General features: G+C 70.1%; 18 protein-coding genes, 1 tRNA gene and 2 pseudogenes. 9 read left to right on the top strand and 12 right to left on the bottom strand.

Annotated elements, in window-relative coordinates; genetic code table 11:
• Positions 1-178: pseudogene (locus E2E34_RS36500) on the top strand (bifunctional DNA primase/polymerase); the annotation flags it as partial.
• 49 nt (positions 179-227) lie between these two features.
• Here the strand turns inward: E2E34_RS36500 and E2E34_RS17630 are convergent.
• The 3 genes and pseudogenes from E2E34_RS17630 to E2E34_RS17620 all read right to left on the bottom strand — a co-directional run bounded on the left by E2E34_RS17630 (position 228) and on the right by E2E34_RS17620 (position 2333).
• A tRNA-Ser gene (locus E2E34_RS17630) sits at positions 228-314 on the bottom strand.
• A 43-nt stretch (positions 315-357) separates the two neighbouring features.
• Positions 358-1338, bottom strand: a pseudogene (locus tag E2E34_RS17625) (S1C family serine protease); the annotation flags it as partial.
• A gap of 287 nt (positions 1339-1625) precedes the next feature.
• Positions 1626-2333: a DUF5324 family protein gene (locus E2E34_RS17620; protein WP_138902876.1), complete on the bottom strand. Its 708-nt coding sequence runs from the start codon at positions 2331-2333 to the stop codon at positions 1626-1628.
• 278 nt (positions 2334-2611) lie between these two features.
• Here E2E34_RS17620 and E2E34_RS17615 point away from each other — a divergent pair, with 278 nt between their 5' ends.
• Positions 2612-3139, top strand: a complete 528-nt coding sequence (locus E2E34_RS17615) for a peptidylprolyl isomerase (protein WP_138902875.1) — start codon at positions 2612-2614, stop codon at positions 3137-3139.
• Between the two features lie 151 nt (positions 3140-3290).
• Positions 3291-4133, top strand: a complete 843-nt coding sequence (locus tag E2E34_RS17610) for a rhomboid family intramembrane serine protease (RefSeq protein WP_138902874.1) — start codon at positions 3291-3293, stop codon at positions 4131-4133.
• A gap of 273 nt (positions 4134-4406) precedes the next feature.
• Here E2E34_RS17610 and crgA read toward each other — a convergent pair whose 3' ends face one another.
• A complete protein-coding gene (gene crgA, locus E2E34_RS17605; RefSeq protein ID WP_138898454.1) occupies positions 4407-4667 on the bottom strand; it encodes a cell division protein CrgA in 261 nt (86 codons plus the stop codon).
• Between the two features lie 141 nt (positions 4668-4808).
• Between crgA and E2E34_RS17600 the strand changes: the two genes are divergently transcribed.
• The 6 genes from E2E34_RS17600 to E2E34_RS17580 are packed head-to-tail and all read left to right on the top strand — an operon-like array spanning position 4809 to position 9491.
• On the top strand, positions 4809-5576 hold the full coding sequence (locus E2E34_RS17600) for a DUF881 domain-containing protein (protein ID WP_138902873.1): 768 nt from the start codon (positions 4809-4811) through the stop codon (positions 5574-5576).
• A 48-nt stretch (positions 5577-5624) separates the two neighbouring features.
• Entirely contained in the window at positions 5625-6338 is a 714-nt protein-coding gene (locus tag E2E34_RS17595; RefSeq protein WP_138902878.1) for a class E sortase, read from the top strand.
• 58 nt (positions 6339-6396) lie between these two features.
• Complete coding sequence (locus E2E34_RS35480) at positions 6397-6573, top strand: hypothetical protein (protein ID WP_167518306.1); 177 nt, start codon at positions 6397-6399, stop codon at positions 6571-6573.
• Positions 6570-7208 carry an aminodeoxychorismate/anthranilate synthase component II gene (locus tag E2E34_RS17590; protein ID WP_138902872.1) on the top strand — a complete coding sequence of 213 codons (639 nt, stop codon included), beginning with the start codon at positions 6570-6572 and terminating at the stop codon, positions 7206-7208. Before E2E34_RS35480 ends, E2E34_RS17590 begins: the two co-directional genes overlap by 4 nt.
• Complete coding sequence (locus E2E34_RS17585) at positions 7205-8701, top strand: class E sortase (RefSeq protein ID WP_138902871.1); 1497 nt, start codon at positions 7205-7207, stop codon at positions 8699-8701. The genes E2E34_RS17590 and E2E34_RS17585 overlap by 4 nt, the downstream gene beginning before the upstream one ends.
• A 46-nt stretch (positions 8702-8747) precedes the next feature.
• Positions 8748-9491, top strand: a complete 744-nt coding sequence (locus tag E2E34_RS17580; protein WP_138902870.1) for a class E sortase — start codon at positions 8748-8750, stop codon at positions 9489-9491.
• 73 nt (positions 9492-9564) lie between these two features.
• On the opposite strand, the gene E2E34_RS36495 is transcribed toward E2E34_RS17580, so the two are convergent.
• The 8 genes from E2E34_RS36495 to E2E34_RS17545 all read right to left on the bottom strand — a co-directional run.
• The gene (locus tag E2E34_RS36495; protein ID WP_244315822.1) at positions 9565-9945 is read right to left on the bottom strand and encodes a restriction endonuclease; all 381 of its coding nucleotides are present in this window, start codon (positions 9943-9945) and stop codon (positions 9565-9567) included.
• Positions 9946-9953: 8 nt separating this feature from the next.
• On the bottom strand, positions 9954-10280 hold the full coding sequence (locus E2E34_RS36490; RefSeq protein WP_244315820.1) for a hypothetical protein: 327 nt from the start codon (positions 10278-10280) through the stop codon (positions 9954-9956).
• A gap of 315 nt (positions 10281-10595) precedes the next feature.
• Positions 10596-12626: a Stk1 family PASTA domain-containing Ser/Thr kinase gene (gene pknB / locus E2E34_RS17570; RefSeq protein WP_138902869.1), complete on the bottom strand. Its 2031-nt coding sequence runs from the start codon at positions 12624-12626 to the stop codon at positions 10596-10598.
• Positions 12627-12793: 167 nt separating this feature from the next.
• Positions 12794-14254, bottom strand: coding sequence for a peptidoglycan D,D-transpeptidase FtsI family protein (locus E2E34_RS17565; RefSeq protein ID WP_138902868.1), 1461 nt, complete (start codon positions 14252-14254; stop codon positions 12794-12796).
• Positions 14251-15648, bottom strand: coding sequence for an FtsW/RodA/SpoVE family cell cycle protein (locus E2E34_RS17560; RefSeq protein WP_138902867.1), 1398 nt, complete (start codon positions 15646-15648; stop codon positions 14251-14253). Before E2E34_RS17560 ends, E2E34_RS17565 begins: the two co-directional genes overlap by 4 nt.
• A 23-nt stretch (positions 15649-15671) precedes the next feature.
• On the bottom strand, positions 15672-17225 hold the full coding sequence (locus E2E34_RS17555; RefSeq protein WP_138902866.1) for a Stp1/IreP family PP2C-type Ser/Thr phosphatase: 1554 nt from the start codon (positions 17223-17225) through the stop codon (positions 15672-15674).
• Between the two features lie 128 nt (positions 17226-17353).
• Entirely contained in the window at positions 17354-17863 is a 510-nt protein-coding gene (locus E2E34_RS17550; RefSeq protein ID WP_138902865.1) for an FHA domain-containing protein FhaB/FipA, read from the bottom strand.
• Positions 17864-17873: 10 nt separating this feature from the next.
• Positions 17874-18270 (bottom strand): FHA domain-containing protein (locus tag E2E34_RS17545; RefSeq protein WP_244315818.1); only part of this gene is annotated, 397 nt, incomplete at its 5' end.

The raw sequence follows: 18270 nt of genomic DNA, 5'->3' as shown, positions 1-18270 counted from the left end.
GCGCAACACCCGCCTCTTCTGGGCCGCCTGCCGCGCGTACGAGAACGGCATCGGCGACTCCCTCGCGGACGCGCTGACCGCCGCGGCGGTCGCGGCCGGCCTGCCCGAACAAGAAGCCCGCGCCACCCTCGCCTCCGCCGCCCGCCAGGCCACCGCCGCGCCGCACCAGCCGACTTGAGACGCCGACGACCCCCGACCGATGAAGCTGGTCGGGGGTCGTTCGCCTGCGGTGGGTGTGGGATTTGAACCCACGGTGACATCGCTGCCACGACGGTTTTCAAGACCGTTCCCTTAGGCCGCTCGGGCAACCCACCTCGCGCCACCGGCGCGCGGTGGTGCGGGGAACAGCCTAGCCGGTCAGCTGTCGTCGCCCTCGCGCTGGCCCAGGGTGACTTCGGCCGTCGACGTCTTGCCTTCGCGCTCGTACGTGAGGGTCACCTTGTCGCCCGGCTTGTGGGTCCAGATCTCGCTGATCAGGGTCGGACCGCTGTCGATCACGCGGTCGTCGAGCTTCGTGATGACGTCGCCCGCCTTCAGGCCGGCCTTGCCCGCCGGGCTGTCCGACGGGACCGCCTCCGTGCCGCCCGTGCCGCGGTCGGCGATGACGGCGCCGCCGTCGCTCTTCGGGTCCATGGAGACCGTCGCGCCGATCACCGGGTACACCGGCTTGCCGGTCTTGATGAGCTGCTTGGCGACCGTCTTGGCCTGGTTCACCGGGATCGCGAAACCGAGGCCGATCGAGCCCGCCTGGGACTGGCCGAAGCCGCCCGTACCGGCGGACTGGATCGCCGAGTTGATGCCGATGACGGCGCCGCTCGCGTCGAGCAGCGGACCGCCCGAGTTGCCTGGGTTGATCGAGGCGTCGGTCTGCAGGGCGCTCATGTACGACGCCTTGCTGTTCTGGCCGTCGCCCGACGCCACGGGACGGTTCTTGGCGCTGATGATGCCGGTGGTGACCGTGTTCGACAGGCCGAAGGGCGCGCCGATGGCGATCGTCGAGTCGCCGACGGTGACCTTCTCGGAGTCGCCCAGGGGCAGCGGGGCGAGGCCCGCGGGGGCGCTCTTCAGCTTCAGTACGGCTACGTCGTACCCCTCCGCCCGGCCGACCACCTCGGCGTCGTACTTCTTGCCGTTGGAGAAGGTGACGGACAGGTCGCCGCCGTCCGCGGCGGACGCCACCACGTGGTTGTTGGTGACGATGTGGCCCTGCTTGTCGTAGACGAAGCCCGTTCCCGTGCCGCCCTCGCCGTCGCCGCCCTGCGCCTCGATGGTGACGACGCTCGGCAGCGCCTTGGCCGCGACGGCCGCGACGGTTCCCGCGTCGCGCTTGAAGTCCTTGGTCGTGCCGGCCGCCAGCAGCGCCAGCACCGCCGCCAGCACACACTCGCCCGCCGTGCGCCGGGCCGGCCAGGGCTCCGGGCCCGCCAGCCATCGCCGGCCGGCCCTGATCTTCGATGACACGTCCACGGGTCGCACTCTAGGCAGCCGGTCAGGAGGGCCGCCGCACACTTTCGTCGCCCCCCGCCCCGACGAAAGAGAACGCGGGTCCGCCTACGCACAAGGGTGCCGGGCGACCCGAAGGTCTCCCGGCACCCTTGTGCGTATCGCCGTCCGTGTCCTGACGGTCAGTCGTTCTTCCGGTCGCGCTCGGCGGCCTCGGCCTCAGCCTCGGCCTGCTTGGCCTGAACCTCCGGGTCCAGCACCTGGCCGCTGCCGTCGACCGAGGTCAGCGGCGCACGGTCGGGAACCTCCGTGGCGGCCGGAGGCTCGACCAGCCAGTCCGGGTTGGCCTGCTTGTCCCACCACTTCCACGCCGCGAAGGCGCCGGCCGCCAGCACACCGAACACGGCGACGCCCTTGGCGGCACGGCCGGCCCTCGCCCGCCGCTCGTGCCGCTTGACGAGCTTGCGGATGTCCTTCGCCGTCACCTGGCCGCGCAGGGCCGCCACGGCGGCCGCACTGCGCGCGGCGGCCTGCTCCCGTACGGGCTGCGCCACCGCGATCGCGTGCTCCACCCGGGGGACGGTGTACTCGGCGGCCTGCCGGGCCGCGTGCCGGGTCCGCACCGCCGCGCGCTGCGCGGCGACATCGACCTTCGGCGGCACGTGGGTGCGGGCCTGCTCAATGCGCGGCGCTACGTGCGCGCCGTACTGGACACGGGCCTGACGAGCGGCCTTGGACACTTTCGGCGCGAGCCGTACGCGGGCGTCGTGCGCATATTGCGTGGCCTGTTCCTTGGCCGTACCGGCGTAGGGCGCCACCACTTCCGCGGCGTGCAGCACGCTCTCCTTCGCCGATTCGGATGCGGCGCGCACGCTGTCGATGCGGGTCACTGGATCCTCCTCCTTGGTGGCGGTTCGGTATATCGCCTGTCCACCCATTTCGAAATCATGCCCTTCCCGGGCCAACACGGCACGTGCGGACGGGCATCCGGGTCATGGGGCGGCGACTCGGGCAATCCCCGGGCTCTCGGGGCAAGGCGGTGCAAGGGGGCCCGGGCACGACAATGCCACGCTTCGGCGTCCCGCGCGGCGGTTCGGCGGCTACTCGTCGTAAACGGGGCGTGGGAGGATCGGCAGACGCTTCAGGAAAGACCGATGGAAGGCAGAACGTGGCCGAGCAGCTTTACGCCACCCTCAAGACCAGCCAGGGCGACATCGAGATCCGGCTCCTGCCGAACCACGCCCCGAAGACGGTCAAGAACTTCGTGGAACTCGCACAGGGTGAGCGGGAGTGGACGAACCCCGAGACGGGGCGGAAGACCACCGACCGGCTGTACGACGGCACCGTCTTCCACCGCGTGATCGGCGACTTCATGATCCAGGGCGGCGACCCCCTGGGCAACGGCACCGGCGGCCCCGGCTACGAGTTCAAGGACGAGTTCCACCCCGACCTCGCCTTCGACCGCCCCTACCTGCTGGCGATGGCCAACGCGGGCCCGGCCACGAACGGCTCGCAGTTCTTCATCACCGTGTCGCCGACGATGTGGCTGACCGGCAAGCACACCATCTTCGGCGAGGTCGTGGACGCCGCGAGCCGCAAGACCGTGGACACCATCGTCGCCACGAAGACCAACCCGCGCACCGCCCGCCCGCTCACCGACGTCGTCATCGAGTCGGTCGTCGTGGAGACCCGCTGACGAACCGGCCGGGAGCTCTCCGGAAGGCCGCCGGGGAGCCGCCGGCAGGCCGCCGGGAACCAAAGCGCCCCGCCCGTCCGTACTGGATGTGCGGGGCGGCGCGGTGAGCCGGACCGCCAAGAGCCACACCTAGGGAACCGGGGACGGACCGATGGATCACTGCTACCGGCATCCGGGCCGCGAGACGGGCATCCGCTGCACCCGCTGCGAACGCCCGATCTGCCCGGAGTGCATGATCAGCGCCTCGGTCGGTTTCCAGTGCCCCGACTGCGTCCGCGAAGGCTCCGGTACGGGCCACGCCCCGGCCGCGAGCCGTCCCCGCACGGTCGCCGGCGGCACGGTGACCGCCGACCCCCGGCTGGTGACGAAGGTCCTGCTGGCGATCAACGCGGCGCTGTTCGTCGCGGTGCTGGCGCGCGAGAGCCTCGTCGACGACCTCTCCCTGGTCGGGCTGGCGTTCAGCAGGGACCTCCAGGTCCTCGGGGTCGCGGACGGCGAGTGGTACCGCCTGGTCACGGCGATGTTCCTGCATCAGGAGCCGTGGCACATCGGGTTCAACATGCTGCTCCTGTGGTGGCTCGGCGGTCCGCTCGAAGCGGCGCTCGGCCGCACCCGGTACCTGGCGCTCTACCTGCTGTCCGGCCTCGCCGGCAGCGCGCTCACCTATCTCCTGGCCGCCCCGAACCAGCCGTCGCTCGGCGCCTCGGGCGCGATCTACGGGCTCTTCGGCGCGACCGTGGTCCTCATGCGGCGCATGAACCAGGACATGCGGCCGATCCTGGTGCTGCTGGGCCTGAACCTGGTCCTGACCTTCGTCCTGAGCGGCATCGCCTGGCAGGCCCACGTGGGCGGCCTCGTCGCCGGCGCTCTCATCGCGGTCGCCATGGTGCACGCCCCGCGCGAGCGCCGGGCGCTGGTGCAGTACGGGACGTGCGGGCTCGTCCTGCTCGTCACCGCGGGGCTCGTCGTGGCGCGTACCGTGATGCTCACCTGAGCGCCGGTGGCGTCGATCGGGGTCGGTTGTCCACAGCGGGCGCCGGACCTTGTGCATTCAGGTGGAAAGTGCGGGAACAGCTGTGCCCCTCGTCGCTGAACTGGCTTTTTCCCAGACAGGACAAGGGGCAGGCCGTAACTTTTTCATGCCCCGGAAGGCCCAGGCAGTCACACCGGCGTCAACACCCTGTGAGTTATCCACAGATCGTCTGACCTTTCCCCACCGTGTGGACAACGCTGTGGATAACCTCTGGTCAGAGCTTGCGCGGGGCGCTTACTTCCACTGCGTGGAGACGCCGAAGCCGGCCGCGATGAAGCCGAACCCGACCACGATGTTCCAGTTGTCCAGGCTCTGGACCGGCAGGTCGCCCTCGGTCACGTAGAAGACGACGATCCAGGCGAGCCCGATGAGGAAGAGCGCCAGCATCACCGGCGCCACCCAGCTGCGGTTGGTGAGCCTGATGGCCGTCGCCTGCTTCGAAGGCGCCGGCGGCGGGGTGAAGTCTGACTTCTTGCGGATACGTGACTTCGGCACGAGGGACTCTCCTGTCGATGCGCTGCGTTACCGCGCAGAGAACTGTGGCTGGTGCCCGGTGCGGGAGCAACGGGGAGCACTGCCTCCCCCGGGCGTCCGTTAGCGTAGTGCTTCCGCGGCGTCGAAGGAGATAAGGGTACGTTGAGCAATTCTGCCGACTCCCCCACCGAACCCGCCCGGCGGCCCGCCCTGCGGCCGGTCAGACTGCTGACGGCGGGGGTCTTCGCGCTCGCCGGGCTGATCTTCGTGACGAGTTTCAACACGGCCAAGGGCACCAATATCCGTACGGACGCCTCGTTGCTGAAGCTCTCCGACCTCATTGACCAGCGCAGTCACAAGAACAAGGAGCTGGGCGAGTCGACGTCGGCCGTCCGCCGGGACGTCGACGCGCTCGCGGAGCGCGGTGACAGCAGTACGCGGGCCGAGGACGCGAAGCTGAAGGCGCTGGAGGCGGCGGCCGGCACCAAGAAGCTGTCCGGCGCCGGCCTCACCGTCACGCTCGACGACGCCCCGCCGGACGCCACGGCCAACCCGGGCTACCCCGAGCCCCAGCCGAACGACCTGGTCATCCACCAGCAGGACCTCCAGGCGGTCGTCAACGCCCTGTGGCTGGGCGGCGCCAAGGGCATCAGGGTCATGGACCAGCGGCTGATCTCCACCAGCGCGGTGCGCTGCGTCGGCAACACCCTGATCCTCCAGGGCCGCGTCTACTCGCCGCCCTACAAGGTCACCGCGATCGGCGACCGCGACGCTCTCCAGCGGGCGCTCACGGCCTCCACCGCGCTGCAGAACTACCAGCTGTACGTGAAGGCGTACGGCCTCGGCTGGAAAGTCGACGAACACGAGGCGATGACTCTTCCCGGTTACTCGGGCACAGTGGATCTCCACTACGCGAGGCCCGTCGAGTAACCGGGGGAGCCGATGTCGGGGCGACTGTCGGGGCGGCCGTCGGCCGGGATGTCGGTGCGGCTGGTGGTGCGGACGTTCAGCGAGCTGTGCGTCACCGTCGGCAGTGTGATCGTGCTGTTCGTCGTGTACGTCATGTTCTGGACCGGGATCAGGGCCGCCGACGCGAGCGACGGGCAGATCGACAGGCTCCAGGACAGCTGGGCGCGCGGCCCCGTGCGGCCCGCCGCCCCCGAACCCGACGGCCCCGGCGCCGCGGTCCCCGAGGAGGCCCCGTCCGGCCCGGCGGCGTACGAGCCGGGCCGGCCCTTCGCGGTGATGTACGTGCCGCGCTTCGGCGGGGACTGGGACTGGCCCGTCCTTGAGGGCACGCGGACCGGGACGCTGAAGAAGGGACTCGGCCACTACACGGGGACCGCGCGGCTCGGCGGGACGGGGAACTTCTCCGTCGCCGGGCACCGCCGTACGTACGGCGACCCCTTCAAGGACTTCCCCAGACTGCGGCCCGGTGACGCGGTGGTGCTGACGGACGGGACGACCTGGTTCACCTACCGCGTCGAGAACAGGCCGTACCGGACCGTCCCGGGCGACGTCGGGGTGATCGACGACGTTCCCCGCAAGGCCGGTTTCGACGGCCCCGGGCGCTATCTGACGCTGACGACGTGCGAACCGGAGTGGGGCAGCAGCCACCGGCTGATCGTGTGGGCGCATCTCGACGCCACCCAGCCCGTCGAGGCCGGCCGGCCGCGCGCATTGAGCGGCTGACCCACGAGCCCCGGCCGTCGCCCTTTACTCTGGGTTTCGACCGAACGGAAGGGACAGCATGTACGGCTGGATCTGGCGGCATCTGCCGGGCAACGTATGGGTGCGGGCGTTGATCTCGCTCGTACTGATCCTGGCGGTCGTCTACGCACTGTTCCAGTACGTCTTCCCGTGGGCGGAGCCGCTGCTGCCGTTCAACGATGTGACGGTCGACGGGGACGGAGGCACGGGCCAGTGAGCGCACGGATCCTGGTGGTCGACAACTACGACAGCTTCGTCTTCAACCTCGTCCAGTACCTCTACCAGCTCGGCGCCGAGTGCGAGGTGCTGCGCAACGACGAGGTGGCGCTGAGCCACGCCCAGGACAACTTCGACGGCGTACTGCTGTCGCCGGGCCCCGGCACCCCCGAACAGGCGGGCGTCTGCGTCGACATGGTGCGGCACTGCGCGTCGACCGGCGTGCCGGTCTTCGGCGTCTGCCTGGGCATGCAGTCGATGGCGGTGGCGTACGGCGGTGTCGTCGGCCGGGCGCCCGAGCTGCTGCACGGCAAGACGTCCCCCGTCACGCACACGGGCGCCGGCGTCTTCGCCGGACTGCCCTCGCCCTTCACGGCGACGCGCTACCACTCGCTGGCGGCCGAACCGCAGGCGCTGCCGGCCGAGCTGGAGGTCACGGCGCGGACGGCCGACGGGATCATCATGGGGCTGCGCCACCGGGATCTGGCGGTCGAGGGTGTGCAGTTCCACCCCGAGTCGGTGCTGACCGAACACGGGCACCTGATGCTGGCCAACTGGCTCGCGCGGTGCGGGTATCCGGGAGCGGTCGAGCGGGCGGCCGGGCTCGCGCCGGTGGTGGGCAAGGCCGTCGCGTGACGGCACTCCGCCCCGAACACGACGCCGGCCGGGAAGCCTCGTACGAGCAGGGTGCGTACGGGGCGGCGGGCGCGTTCGAGGCGGCGGTGGACCAGCTCGCGGATCCGCTGAACGATCCGCTGCCGGGGCAGGAGCGGCCCACGGGGCCGGCACCGGCTCCCGGGGCCGACCCGGAGGGGACCTCGCCGTGGTTCCGGTCGTCGACGGTCCCGCAGACGCAGACGCAACAGACGCAGACGCAGGACACGGGGTACGGACAGCGGCCGTACGAGCCGCAGCGGCAGCCGGGCCCGGCTGTACCGGGGCAGCCCGCGCCCGGGCAGCACATGCCCCGCCAGGCCGCACCGCGACAGGGTGTGCCCCGCCAGGCCGCACCCGCGCAGCACCTGACGGGACAGCCCGGAGCCGTGCGGCCCGCCCAGGAGGCCGTACAAGAGCCCCAGCAGCCCCTCCGGCGGCCTCAGGAGCCGTACGGCGGCCAGGACCGCCCCGGGGCCCGGTACGGCGGCCGGACGCCCGCCCCGGCCCCCGAGCCGGCGCCCGCGTCCGTACCCGCTCCCGCGTACGACGAAGCGACGTACCACGACGAGACCGTCGCCCTGCGGACGGACGACACCCGGCGAATAGCGGCCGCCGACCCCCAGCCGGCCACGCGCTCAGCCCCGCCGCCCGTGACCGGGGGCCGCGCGGAGCGCCGCAGGGCAGCCAAGGGCAGGGGGAGCCGGGGCAAGGGCCCCGAGCGGAAGGCCGGGAGCAAGGCGGAGGCGGCCCCTGAAGCGCCGCTCTCCCGGGTGGAGGCCAGGCGCGCCGCCCGTGCCGCGAAGGACAGCCCGGCGGTCGTCGCGAGTCGCTTCTTCGGCGAGATGTTCATCTCGCTGGGCGTGCTGATGCTGCTGTTCGTGACGTACCAGCTGTGGTGGACGAACGTCCGTGCCGATCTGTTCGCCGGCAAGGAGGCGGACAAGATCCAGGAGGGCTGGGCGAACGGGCGGAAGCCCGGGGCGTTCGAACCGGGCCAGGGCTTCGCCATCCTGCACATTCCCAAGCTGGACGTCGTCGTCCCGATCGCCGAGGGCATCGACAAGAAGCGGGTCCTCGACAACGGCATGGTGGGCCATTACGCGGAGGGCGAGCTCAAGACGGCGATGCCGTCGGACAAGCAGGGGAACTTCGCGGTGGCGGGCCACCGGAACACGCACGGCGAGCCGTTCCGGTACATCAACCGGCTGGAACCGGGCGATCCGATCGTCGTCGAGACGCAGGACACGTACTACACGTACGAGATGGCGAGCATCCTGCCGCAGACCACGCCCTCCAACGTGAGCGTGCTGCGTCCGGTGCCGCCGGGTTCCGGCTTCACGCGGCCCGGCAGGTACATCACGCTGACGACGTGCACGCCTGAATTCACGAGTACGTACCGAATGATCGTGTGGGGCAAGATGGTCGACGAACGGCCGCGCAGTAAGGGGCAACCCGACGCGCTCGTCGGCTGACAACGAGTCGGCCGGACGGTAGGGACTCAGGACGGGGACGGGTGCGGTGGCAGCCAGGACGACCGAGCAGGACGAGCAGACCGGCACGCCCGTGCCCGCGTCCGCACCCGCGGGCGCGCGGCCAAGGCGTGGACGTGTCGCGGGCACGGTGAGCCTTTTCGGCGAGCTGTTGATCACGGCGGGCCTGATCCTCGGCCTGTTCGTCGTCTACTCGCTGTGGTGGACGAACGTGCTCGCCGACCGCGACGCGGACCAGCAGGGCAATGAGGTGCGCGACCGGTGGGCGGGCGGGCCCGGCGCCCTCGACACCAAGGACGGCATCGGCTTCCTCCACGTACCCGCGATGAAGAACGGCGAGGTGCTGGTCAGGAAGGGTACCGACGCCAAGGGCCTGAACCGCGGCGTCGCCGGCTACTACACGGACCCGGTCAAGTCGGCGCTGCCGGCCGACAAGAAGGGCAACTTCTCGCTGGCGGCGCACCGGGACGGGCACGGCGCGAAGTTCCACAACATCGACAAGCTCAAGGACGGCGACGCGATCGTCTTCGAGACGAAGGACACCTGGTACGTCTACAAGGTGTACGCGAAGCTTCCCGAGACCTCGAAGTACAACGTGGACGTCCTGAAGCCGGTCCCGAAGGAGTCGGGCAAGAAGAAGCCGGGCCGCTACATCACGCTGACCACGTGCACGCCGGTCTACACGTCGAAGCACCGGTACGTCGTGTGGGGCGAGTTGGAGCGTACGGAGAAGGTCGACCGACACCGCACACCGCCGGCGGAACTCGGCTAGCGTTGCCTTCACACGAGCCGGGCCCGAAGCCGCAACTTCGACTTGCGACTTCGGGCCCTTTCGCGCGGTGCCGTCAGCGCAGGACTTCCAGCGTCGCCCCGGCGCTCCAGTTCTCCAGCAGGCCGCGGTGCACAGCGGTGACCCCTGCCTGCGCCGCGATGGCCGGCGACTCGGGCGAGAACGGGCAGGTCGCGGCATAGACGGCCACGTCCGCCCGGTGCAGGGTCTTGGCTCCGACGAACTTCTGCATCTCGCCGCTCCAGACCGAGCGGTACGGCGCCCAGTGCTTGCACTGCACGACGAGGCGGCGCCCGTCGGCCGTGCGGCCGGTGATGTCGGCCCCGCGGTCGCCCCTCCCGCCGTGGATCTCGACGCCGGTGCAGCCGTCGCGGCGGAGCAGCTGGGCGACGTGTTCCTCGTACTCCCGCCAGTTCATGCCGTCGATGGAAGCCATCACTCCGGCTAGTCCGCGCTGCCCCCGCACACGCTCCAGCCGTACCAGCCGTACGTCGTGCTGGACGAGCTTGCGCTCGATCCGCTGGACGTCGTCGCGCAGGGAGATGAGCTCCTTGCGCTGTTCGCCCGCGGATTCGATGAGGCGTTGAACATGGGCACGACGGACTTGCCGAGGATGTCGGTGATCCGCCGGTCGATACGGTCGTCGAGGGCGTCGGCAGGCGCCGGTGACGTGGGGACGGAGTTGTCCACAGGCTGGGTGCGGGCGAGGTACTCGGCGTCGAGGAGATACGCGCGCACCTGCCGCGCGACTTCGCTGTCGCGCAGGAGCATGGCGACGTTGAGAACGGCTCGGCGTGAGTAAATCGTCAGCCCACGGCCGGGGACTTTTCTAAGCTGCAGGTTGCAGCTTAGAAAATCCAGCAGGTCAGCGCCGCGGAGCTGGCCCGCAGTGACTTCGACTCCAGCAGAACGCTCACGCTGAGCATGGTCCTGTCCCCTCACTGTGTTCGACGACCCTGCTCAACGATTCCGTACATATGAAGACACGCTCGGCTTTCGTGCTTATGTGCGTGGCTATGTGCCGGGGCAAGCGGAAGGGCCGTGGACTTCGGGTGAAGTCCACGGCCCTTTCGTCAGGGGTGCGGGTCAGTCGCTCTCGCCGTTGCGGCCGAACGCGCCGCCGAAGAGGCCGCCGGCGTCGTTGCCGCCGTTGTTGCCGCCGTTGTCCCCGCCGCCGTCACCCCCGCCGCCGCCGGCGGTGGTGAGGTTGACCGCGGTGCCCTTGGGGACCTGCTGGCCGACCGCGGGCTGGGGGATGACGACGATGGCGTCGTCGTCCTGCGGGCCCGTGATCGTGCCGACGGTCAGTTCGGCGTCCTCGATCGCCTTGCGGGCGTCCTTGAGCTTCTGGCCGGTCACGGCCGGCACCGCGACCTGCTCCGGCTGGGCCGGGGCCTTCGCGACGGTCAGGGTGACGGTGCCGCCCTTGTCGGTCTGGCTGTTGCCCACCGGGTCCTGCTTGATGACGGTGCCCGGGGCCTCGGTCGACTCCTCCTCGGCGCGGGAGACCTGGAAGCCGAGGTCGGTGAGCTGCTTGCTGGCCGCCTCGAAGGGCTGGCCGACGACAGGCGGGACGTCGGCCTTGGTGGACCTGGCGATGGAGAGGGTGATCGTCTCGCCCTTCTCCGCCTTCGTGCCGCCCTCGGGGTCCTGGTCGACGACCGTACCGACGGTCTTCTCGGACTCGACCTGCTTGGTGTCGACCTCGAAGCCCTTGTCCTCCAGGTTCTGCGTCGCCCGGTCCTTGGACTGCTCGGTGACGTCGGGGACCTCGACCTTGGGAGCGCCCGTGGAGACGACGACCGTGACGGTCGAGCCCTCCTTGACCTCCTGGCCGCTGTCCGGGGACTGGGTGCAGATCTTGCCCTGCGGCTGGTCCTCGCACTCCTTGCGGTCCCCGACCTTGACGGTCAGGTCGGCATCGGTGCCGAGTTCCTTCGCTTTGGCGAGCGTCTCGCCGACGAGGACCGGCACGGTGCGGTTGTCCTTGCCGGAGTCGCCGCCGAAGAGGGCTCTGCCGATCAGGATGGCGCCGACGAGGACGAGGATGCCCGCGAGGACGAGCAGGATCGTCGAGGTGTTCTTCTTCTGCTGCCTGCGGCGGTCCGGGCGGTCGTCGTAGCCGTAGCCGCCGTCGTCGGGGTTGACCGGCGGGAGCATCGACGTCGGTGCGCCGCCCCCGTCGGCCGAGCGCAGCGCCGTGGTGGGCTGGTCGTCGCCGTGGCCGCCGTAGCCGCCGTATCCGACCGAGCCGAGGGCCGAGGTGGCCGCGACGGGCTGGCCGTCGAGGCATGCCTCGATGTCGGCGCGCATCTCGTCGGCCGACTGGTAGCGGTAGTCGGGGTCCTTGACCAGCGCCTTCAGGACGATGGCGTCCATCTCGGGCGTGATCTCGGGGTCGAAGTTCGACGGGGGCTGCGGTTCTTCGCGTACGTGCTGGTAGGCGACCGCGACCGGGGAGTCGCCGATGAAGGGCGGCCGTACGGTCAGCAGCTCGTAGAGCAGGCAGCCGGTGGAGTAGAGGTCGGAGCGGGCGTCGACCTGCTCGCCCTTGGCCTGCTCCGGGGAGAGGTACTGGGCGGTGCCGATGACCGCGGCGGTCTGCGTCATGGTCATGCCGGAGTCGCCCATGGCGCGGGCGATGCCGAAGTCCATGACCTTGACCTGGCCGGTGCGCGTCAGCATGACGTTAGCCGGCTTGATGTCGCGGTGGACGATCTGGGCACGGTGCGAGTACTCGAGCGCCTGGAGGATGCCGACGGTCATTTCCAGGGTGCGCTCGGGCAGCAGCTTGCGGCCGGAGTGCAGCAGCTCGCGCAGGGTCGACCCGTCGACGTACTCCATCACGATGTACGGGATGGAGACGTTGTCGACGTAGTCCTCGCCGGTGTCGTAGACCGCGACGATCGCCGGGTGGTTCAGCGAGGCCGCCGACTGGGCCTCGCGGCGGAACCGGGCCTGGAAGGACGGGTCGCGGGCGAGATCCACCCGCAGCGTCTTCACGGCGACGGTGCGGCCGAGCCGGGTGTCGTGCGCGATGTAGACCTCGGCCATGCCACCACGGCCGAGCACCGAGCCCAGCTCGTACCGGCCGCCGAGGCGACGCGGCTCTTCCATAGCTAATCCAGCCCTCTCCGTCTGTCCCGACCGCACCTGTGTGTGGTCCGGCGGTGTGCTGTCGCGCATACGGTACCGGGCGGGCCGTATCAGGTCCGCCCGTGACTGCCGGCCGAGACCCGACCGGTACCGCGACGTGGGCGTACGCGTCCGTCAGGTGACCGGCGTCACTTCTGCCTGTCGAGCACCGACTGCATCACGTCCTTCGCGATGGGGGCCGCGAGGCCGCCGCCGGAGATGTCCTCGCGGTTCGCGTTGTCGTCCTCGACGACGACGGCGACCGCGACGGGCGAGCCCTTGTCGGTCTTGGCGTAGGAGATGAACCAGGCGTACGGCTTCTCGCTGTTGTCGACGCCGTGCTGGGCGGTGCCGGTCTTGCCGCCGACGGTGGCGCCGGAGATCTGGGCGTTCTTGCCGGTTCCGTCCGAGACGACCGTCTCCATCATTTCCTGGAGCTTCTGGGCGTTCTCCGGGGAGAGCGGGGTGCTCATCTCCTCGGGGCTCGTCTTCTCCAGGACGTCCAGGTTGGGGTCGGTGAGCCGGTCGATCATGTACGGCTTCATCAGCTTGCCGTCGTTGGCGATGGCGGCCGTCACCATGGCCATCTGGAGCGGGGTGGCGGCGGTGTTGAACTGGCCGATGGAGGAGAGGGCCGTCTGGGCCTTGTCCATGTCCTTGGAGAAGACGCTCGCGTTGGAGCGGACGGGCACGAACTGCTGCTCGTTGAAGCCGAACTTCTCCGCCGTCTCCAGCATCTTCTCGTTGTCGAGGTCGGCGCCGATCTTGCCGAAGACGGTGTTGCAGGACCACTGGAGGGCGACGCGGAGGCTGGCGTTCTTGCAGGGGTGGTTGCCGTCGTTCACCAGGTTCTTGGTGGACAGCGGCAGCCGCCACGGCAGCGGCGAGTCGGTCTTGTCGTCGATGTCCTCGTACAGGCCGTGCTCCAGGGCGGCGGCCGCGGTGATGACCTTGAAGGTGGAGCCGGGCGGGTACGTCTCGCGCAGGGCGCGGTTCGTCGTGGGCTTGTCCGGGTCCTTCTCGTACTTCTGCCAGTTCTTGACGTCCTGGTCGGTGTTGCCGGCGACCTTCGAGGGGTCGTACGAGGGGGTGCTGGCCAGGGCGAGGATCGCGCCGGTCTGGGGGTCGATCGCCGCGACGGCGCCCTTACGGCCGCCCAGGCCCTTGTACGCGGCGCGCTGGGCGGCGCCGTTCAGGGTGGTGAGGACGTGGCCGCCCTGCTTCTTGTCACCGGTGAACAGCGAGAGCGTGCGGTCGAAGAAGAGGCGGTCGTCGGTGCCAGTGAGGATGTCGTCCTCGATGGACTCGATCTGGTTGGAGCCCATCCGCTGTGACGTGAAGCCGGTGACCGGCGCCCACATCGGGCCGTCCTTGTACGTCCGCTGGAACTTGAAGTCGCCGCTCTTGGACTCCTTGGACCCGGTGATCGCCTTGCCGTCGACGATGATGTCGCCGCGCTTGTGCGCGTAGCGGTCGATCAGGACGCGGCGGTTGTTCGGGTCCTTGGAGAGCTCGTCGGCCTTGACGTACTGGATCCAGTTGACGCGTACGAGCAGGGCGAGGACGAGCAGGCCGCAGAAGATGGCGACCCGGCGCAGGGGCTTGTTCACGGGCGGACCACCTGGGTCATCTCGGCGTCGGGGGACGGGGCGGGGGCCGGCGCGGGCCTGCGCGCGGTGTCGCTGATGCGCAGCAGGATGGCGATGAGGGCCCAGTTGGCGATGACGGAGGAGCCGCCCTGTGCGAGGAACGGCATGGTCATGCCGGTCAGCGGGATGACACCGGTGACGCCGCCCGCGACGACGAAGACCTGGAGCGCGAAGGCGCCGGAGAGTCCGATCGCGAGGAGCTTGCCGAAGGGGTCGCGGGCGGCGAGGGCGGTGCGTACGCCGCGCTCGATGAGGAGCCCGTACAGCAGGATGATCGCCATGAGGCCGGTGAGGCCCATTTCCTCGCCGACGGTGGCGAGGATGTAGTCGCTCTTGGGGGCGATGCCGCCGATGAGGCGGGAGTAGCCCTGGCCGAGGCCGGAGCCGAAGAGGCCGCCGGAGCCGAAGGCGTACACGGCCTGGGCGGTCTCGGTGACGCCGCCGTCCTGGAGGGCGAGGGGGTTGAGCCAGTTGTTGACGCGGGACTGCACGTGGGAGGCGAAGGAGGCGACGCCGACGGCGCCGGCGGCGCTGAGGGTGAGGCCGAAGACGACCCAGCTGGTGCGCTCGGTGGCGACGTACAGCATGATCACGAAGAGGCCGAAGAAGAGCAGCGAGGTGCCCAGGTCGGTCTCGAAGATCAGGATCATGAGGCTGAGGGCCCAGATGGCGAGGATCGGGCCGAGGTCGCGGCCGCGGGGCAGGTACATGCCCATGAACCGGCGGCTGGCCAGGGCCAGGGCGTCGCGCTTCACCATCAGGTAGCCGGCGAAGAAGATCGCGATGATGATCTTCGCGAACTCGGCGGGCTGGAGGGAGCCGACGCCGGGGATGGTGATCCAGATGCGGGCGCCGAACTTGGCGGGGAAGAACATCGGCAGGATCAGCAGCACCAGGGCCACGACCATCGAGATGTACGTGTAGCGCTGGAGTACGCGGTGGTCCTTGAGGAACAGCAGCACGCCGAGGAACAGGGCGACGCCGAGCGCGGACCAGATCATCTGCTTGGGCGCCATCGCGCCGCCGAGCGCGTCCGTGGTGATGGACGGTTCCAGGTCGAGCCGCCAGATCAGCACCAGGCCCAGCCCGTTGAGCAGGGTGGCCAGGGGCAGCATCAGCGGGTCGGCGTACGGCGCGAACTTGCGCACCATCAGGTGCGCGACGCCCGCGAGCAGGCTGAGGCCGAGCCCGTAGCCGAGCATGCCGGCGGGCAGCGTGCCGTCCTTGGCGAGGCCGACATTGGCGTACGCGAAGACCGGGATGATGACGGCGAACGCGAGCATCGCGAGCTCGGTGTTGCGCCGGCTCGGCGCTTCGATCGCGCCGATGGTGGTCGTGTTGGTGACAACGCTCATGGTTGGTAAGGCCCCCTACGGCTTTACGGCTTACCGCACTGCGAGACCAGCTTCTGCTCTTCCTCGGAGAGGCTGGGGCCAGGAGTGGGCGTAGCTGTAGCCGTCGGAATCTTCTGGGTCTCGATGGTCTGGGTCGTGGCGCCGGAACCGGTCGTGCCGCCCGCCTCGCCCTCGCCCGTACGCGCGTCGTTCTCTCGCTCCGCCTTTTCGCGCTCCGCCTTCTCTCGCGCCGCGTTCTCGCGCTCGATCCTGCGGCGCTCCTCGTCCTTCTTGCACGCGGAGGCCTGGGTACCGAGTTCGGTGACCTTCTCCCGCGCGTCGGCGAGGCTGCCTTCGGTGATGGTCGCCTCGACCTGCTTCTGCTGGTAGGGCGGGAGGTACTTGAGTTCGATCTCGGGGTGGTCCTTCTCGACCTTCGAGAGGGAGACCCAGGCGAGGTCCTGGCTGATGCCCCGGTAGAGCGCGACGTGCTTCTCGTTGGCGCCGACGTAGTACTGGGTCTGGGTCCAGCGGTAGCCGCCGTACAGACCGCCGCCGACCACGGCGAGCGCCAGCACGATGAAGAAGGATCTCTTCAGCCACTTGCGGCCGGTGCGCGGCTTGGTGAAGTCCTCGTCGCTGTACGCGCCGAAGGCCCCGTCGGGGGCCGCTCCGTAGCCGCCGTTGTCGCCGCTGCCGGGAGGGCCGAAGGCGCCGCCCGGTGCGGGCTGCGGGGGCACGGGCCTACCGAGGCCGGCCGCGCGGCCCGCGGGGGTCTGCATGGCGCCGCCGTCGTTCGCCTGGAGCTGGTTCTCGGCGACCGCGCCGACCACGACCGGGGTGTCGTTGAGCTGCCCGGCCAGGGTGTCGTTGCCGTCGACGTCCAGGACGTCCGCGACGATGCAGGTGATGTTGTCGGGGCCGCCGCCGCGCAGGGCGAGCTGGATGAGCTCCTGCACGGTCTCCTGGGGGCCGTGGTAGCTGGCGAGCGTCTCCTCCATCGTCTGGTGGGAGACGACGCCGGACAGGCCGTCGGAGCAGATCAGGTAGCGGTCGCCGGCCCGGACCTCGCGGATGGAGAGGTCGGGCTCCACGTGGTCGCCACTGCCCAGCGCGCGCATCAGCAGGGAGCGCTGCGGGTGGGTGGTGGCCTCCTCCTCGGTGATGCGGCCCTCGTCGACGAGGCGCTGCACCCAGGTGTGGTCCTGCGTGATCTGGGTCAGGACGCCGTCGCGCAGGAGGTACGCCCGCGAGTCGCCCACGTGCACGAGGCCGAGGCGCTGACCGGTCCACAGCAGGGCGGTGAGCGTGGTGCCCATGCCCTCCAGCTGGGGGTCCTCCTCGACCATCATGCGCAGCTGGTCATTGGCACGCTGCACGGCGGTGCCGAGCGAGGTGAGGATGTCCGAGCCGGGTACGTCGTCGTCGAGGGTGACCAGGGTCGAGATGACCTCGGAGCTGGCCACCTCGCCGGCGGCCTGTCCTCCCATGCCGTCGGCGATGGCGAGAAGGCGGGGGCCGGCGTAACCGGAGTCCTCGTTGCCTTCCCGGATCATGCCTTTGTGCGATCCGGCGGCGAAGCGCAGTGACAGACTCATGCGCACCTCGCCCGTCGGCTCCGGGTACATCCGCACGGTGCCCACCCTCCGGTCGGGAGCCTTCGGTGATCCGCTGTCGGGACCGCCGCGGCTCGCTCGCTCCGCTCGCGCTCAATCATGACGTGGCACTACTTCCGCAGCTCGATGACGGTCTTGCCGATGCGGATCGGCGCGCCCAGCGGAATGGGGGTCGGGGTGGTGAGTCGGGTCCGGTCGAGATACGTGCCGTTGGTGGACCCGAGATCCTCGACGATCCACTGGCCGTCACGGTCCGGGTAGATCCTGGCATGACGGCTGGACGCGTAGTCGTCGTCCAGCACGATCGTCGAATCGTGCGCCCGTCCCAGCGTGACGGTCTGCCCCTGGAGGGCCACCGTCGTGCCGGTGAGCGTGCCTTCGGACACCACCAGCTTCGTGGGGGCGCCGCGGCGCTGGCGCTGCTGCGGCGGCGCCGCAGCCTGTTGCTGGCGTCCGGTCTGCTGCGGCCTGGGGTCGGCGGACGCGGTGCGGCGTGAGCCGCGCTGCGTGACCCGCGTACCGAACAGATCGCTGCGGATGACCTGGACGGCCACAATCACAAACAGCCACAGAACAGCCAGGAAACCTAGCCGCATGACCGTCAGGGTCAGCTCTGACATTGCCCCCGCTTCACCCTTCGGCTTGCCGATAAACGATGGTCGTGCTGCCCACGACGATCCGCGAGCCGTCGCGGAGCGTAGCGCGGGTGGTGTGCTGTCCGTCTACCACGATGCCGTTGGTAGACCCGAGATCCTGGATCGTCGGGGGCGTTCCGGTCCGGATCTCACAGTGCCGGCGCGAGACGCCGGGGTCGTCGATCCGCACGTCTGCTTCGGTGCTGCGGCCCAGCACCAGCGTCGGGCGGGACATCTGATGGCGCGTGCCGTTGATCTCGATCCAGCGCCGCGTCTGCGCGCCCGGCATCGGGCCGGGACCCGCGCCCGCGGGTCTGCCGGACACGGCGGCCGGTCCGCCGGGCCGTGCGCCGTGGGACGGCGACGACGGCGGCGGGGCCGCGGGCATGGGC

The sequence above is a fragment of the Streptomyces albidochromogenes genome (assembly GCF_005981925.1).
Lineage (GTDB): Bacteria > Actinomycetota > Actinomycetes > Streptomycetales > Streptomycetaceae > Streptomyces > Streptomyces albidochromogenes.
The sequence above is the reverse complement of the archived record's forward strand: the minus strand, read 5'-3'. Positions and strand labels throughout refer to the sequence as shown.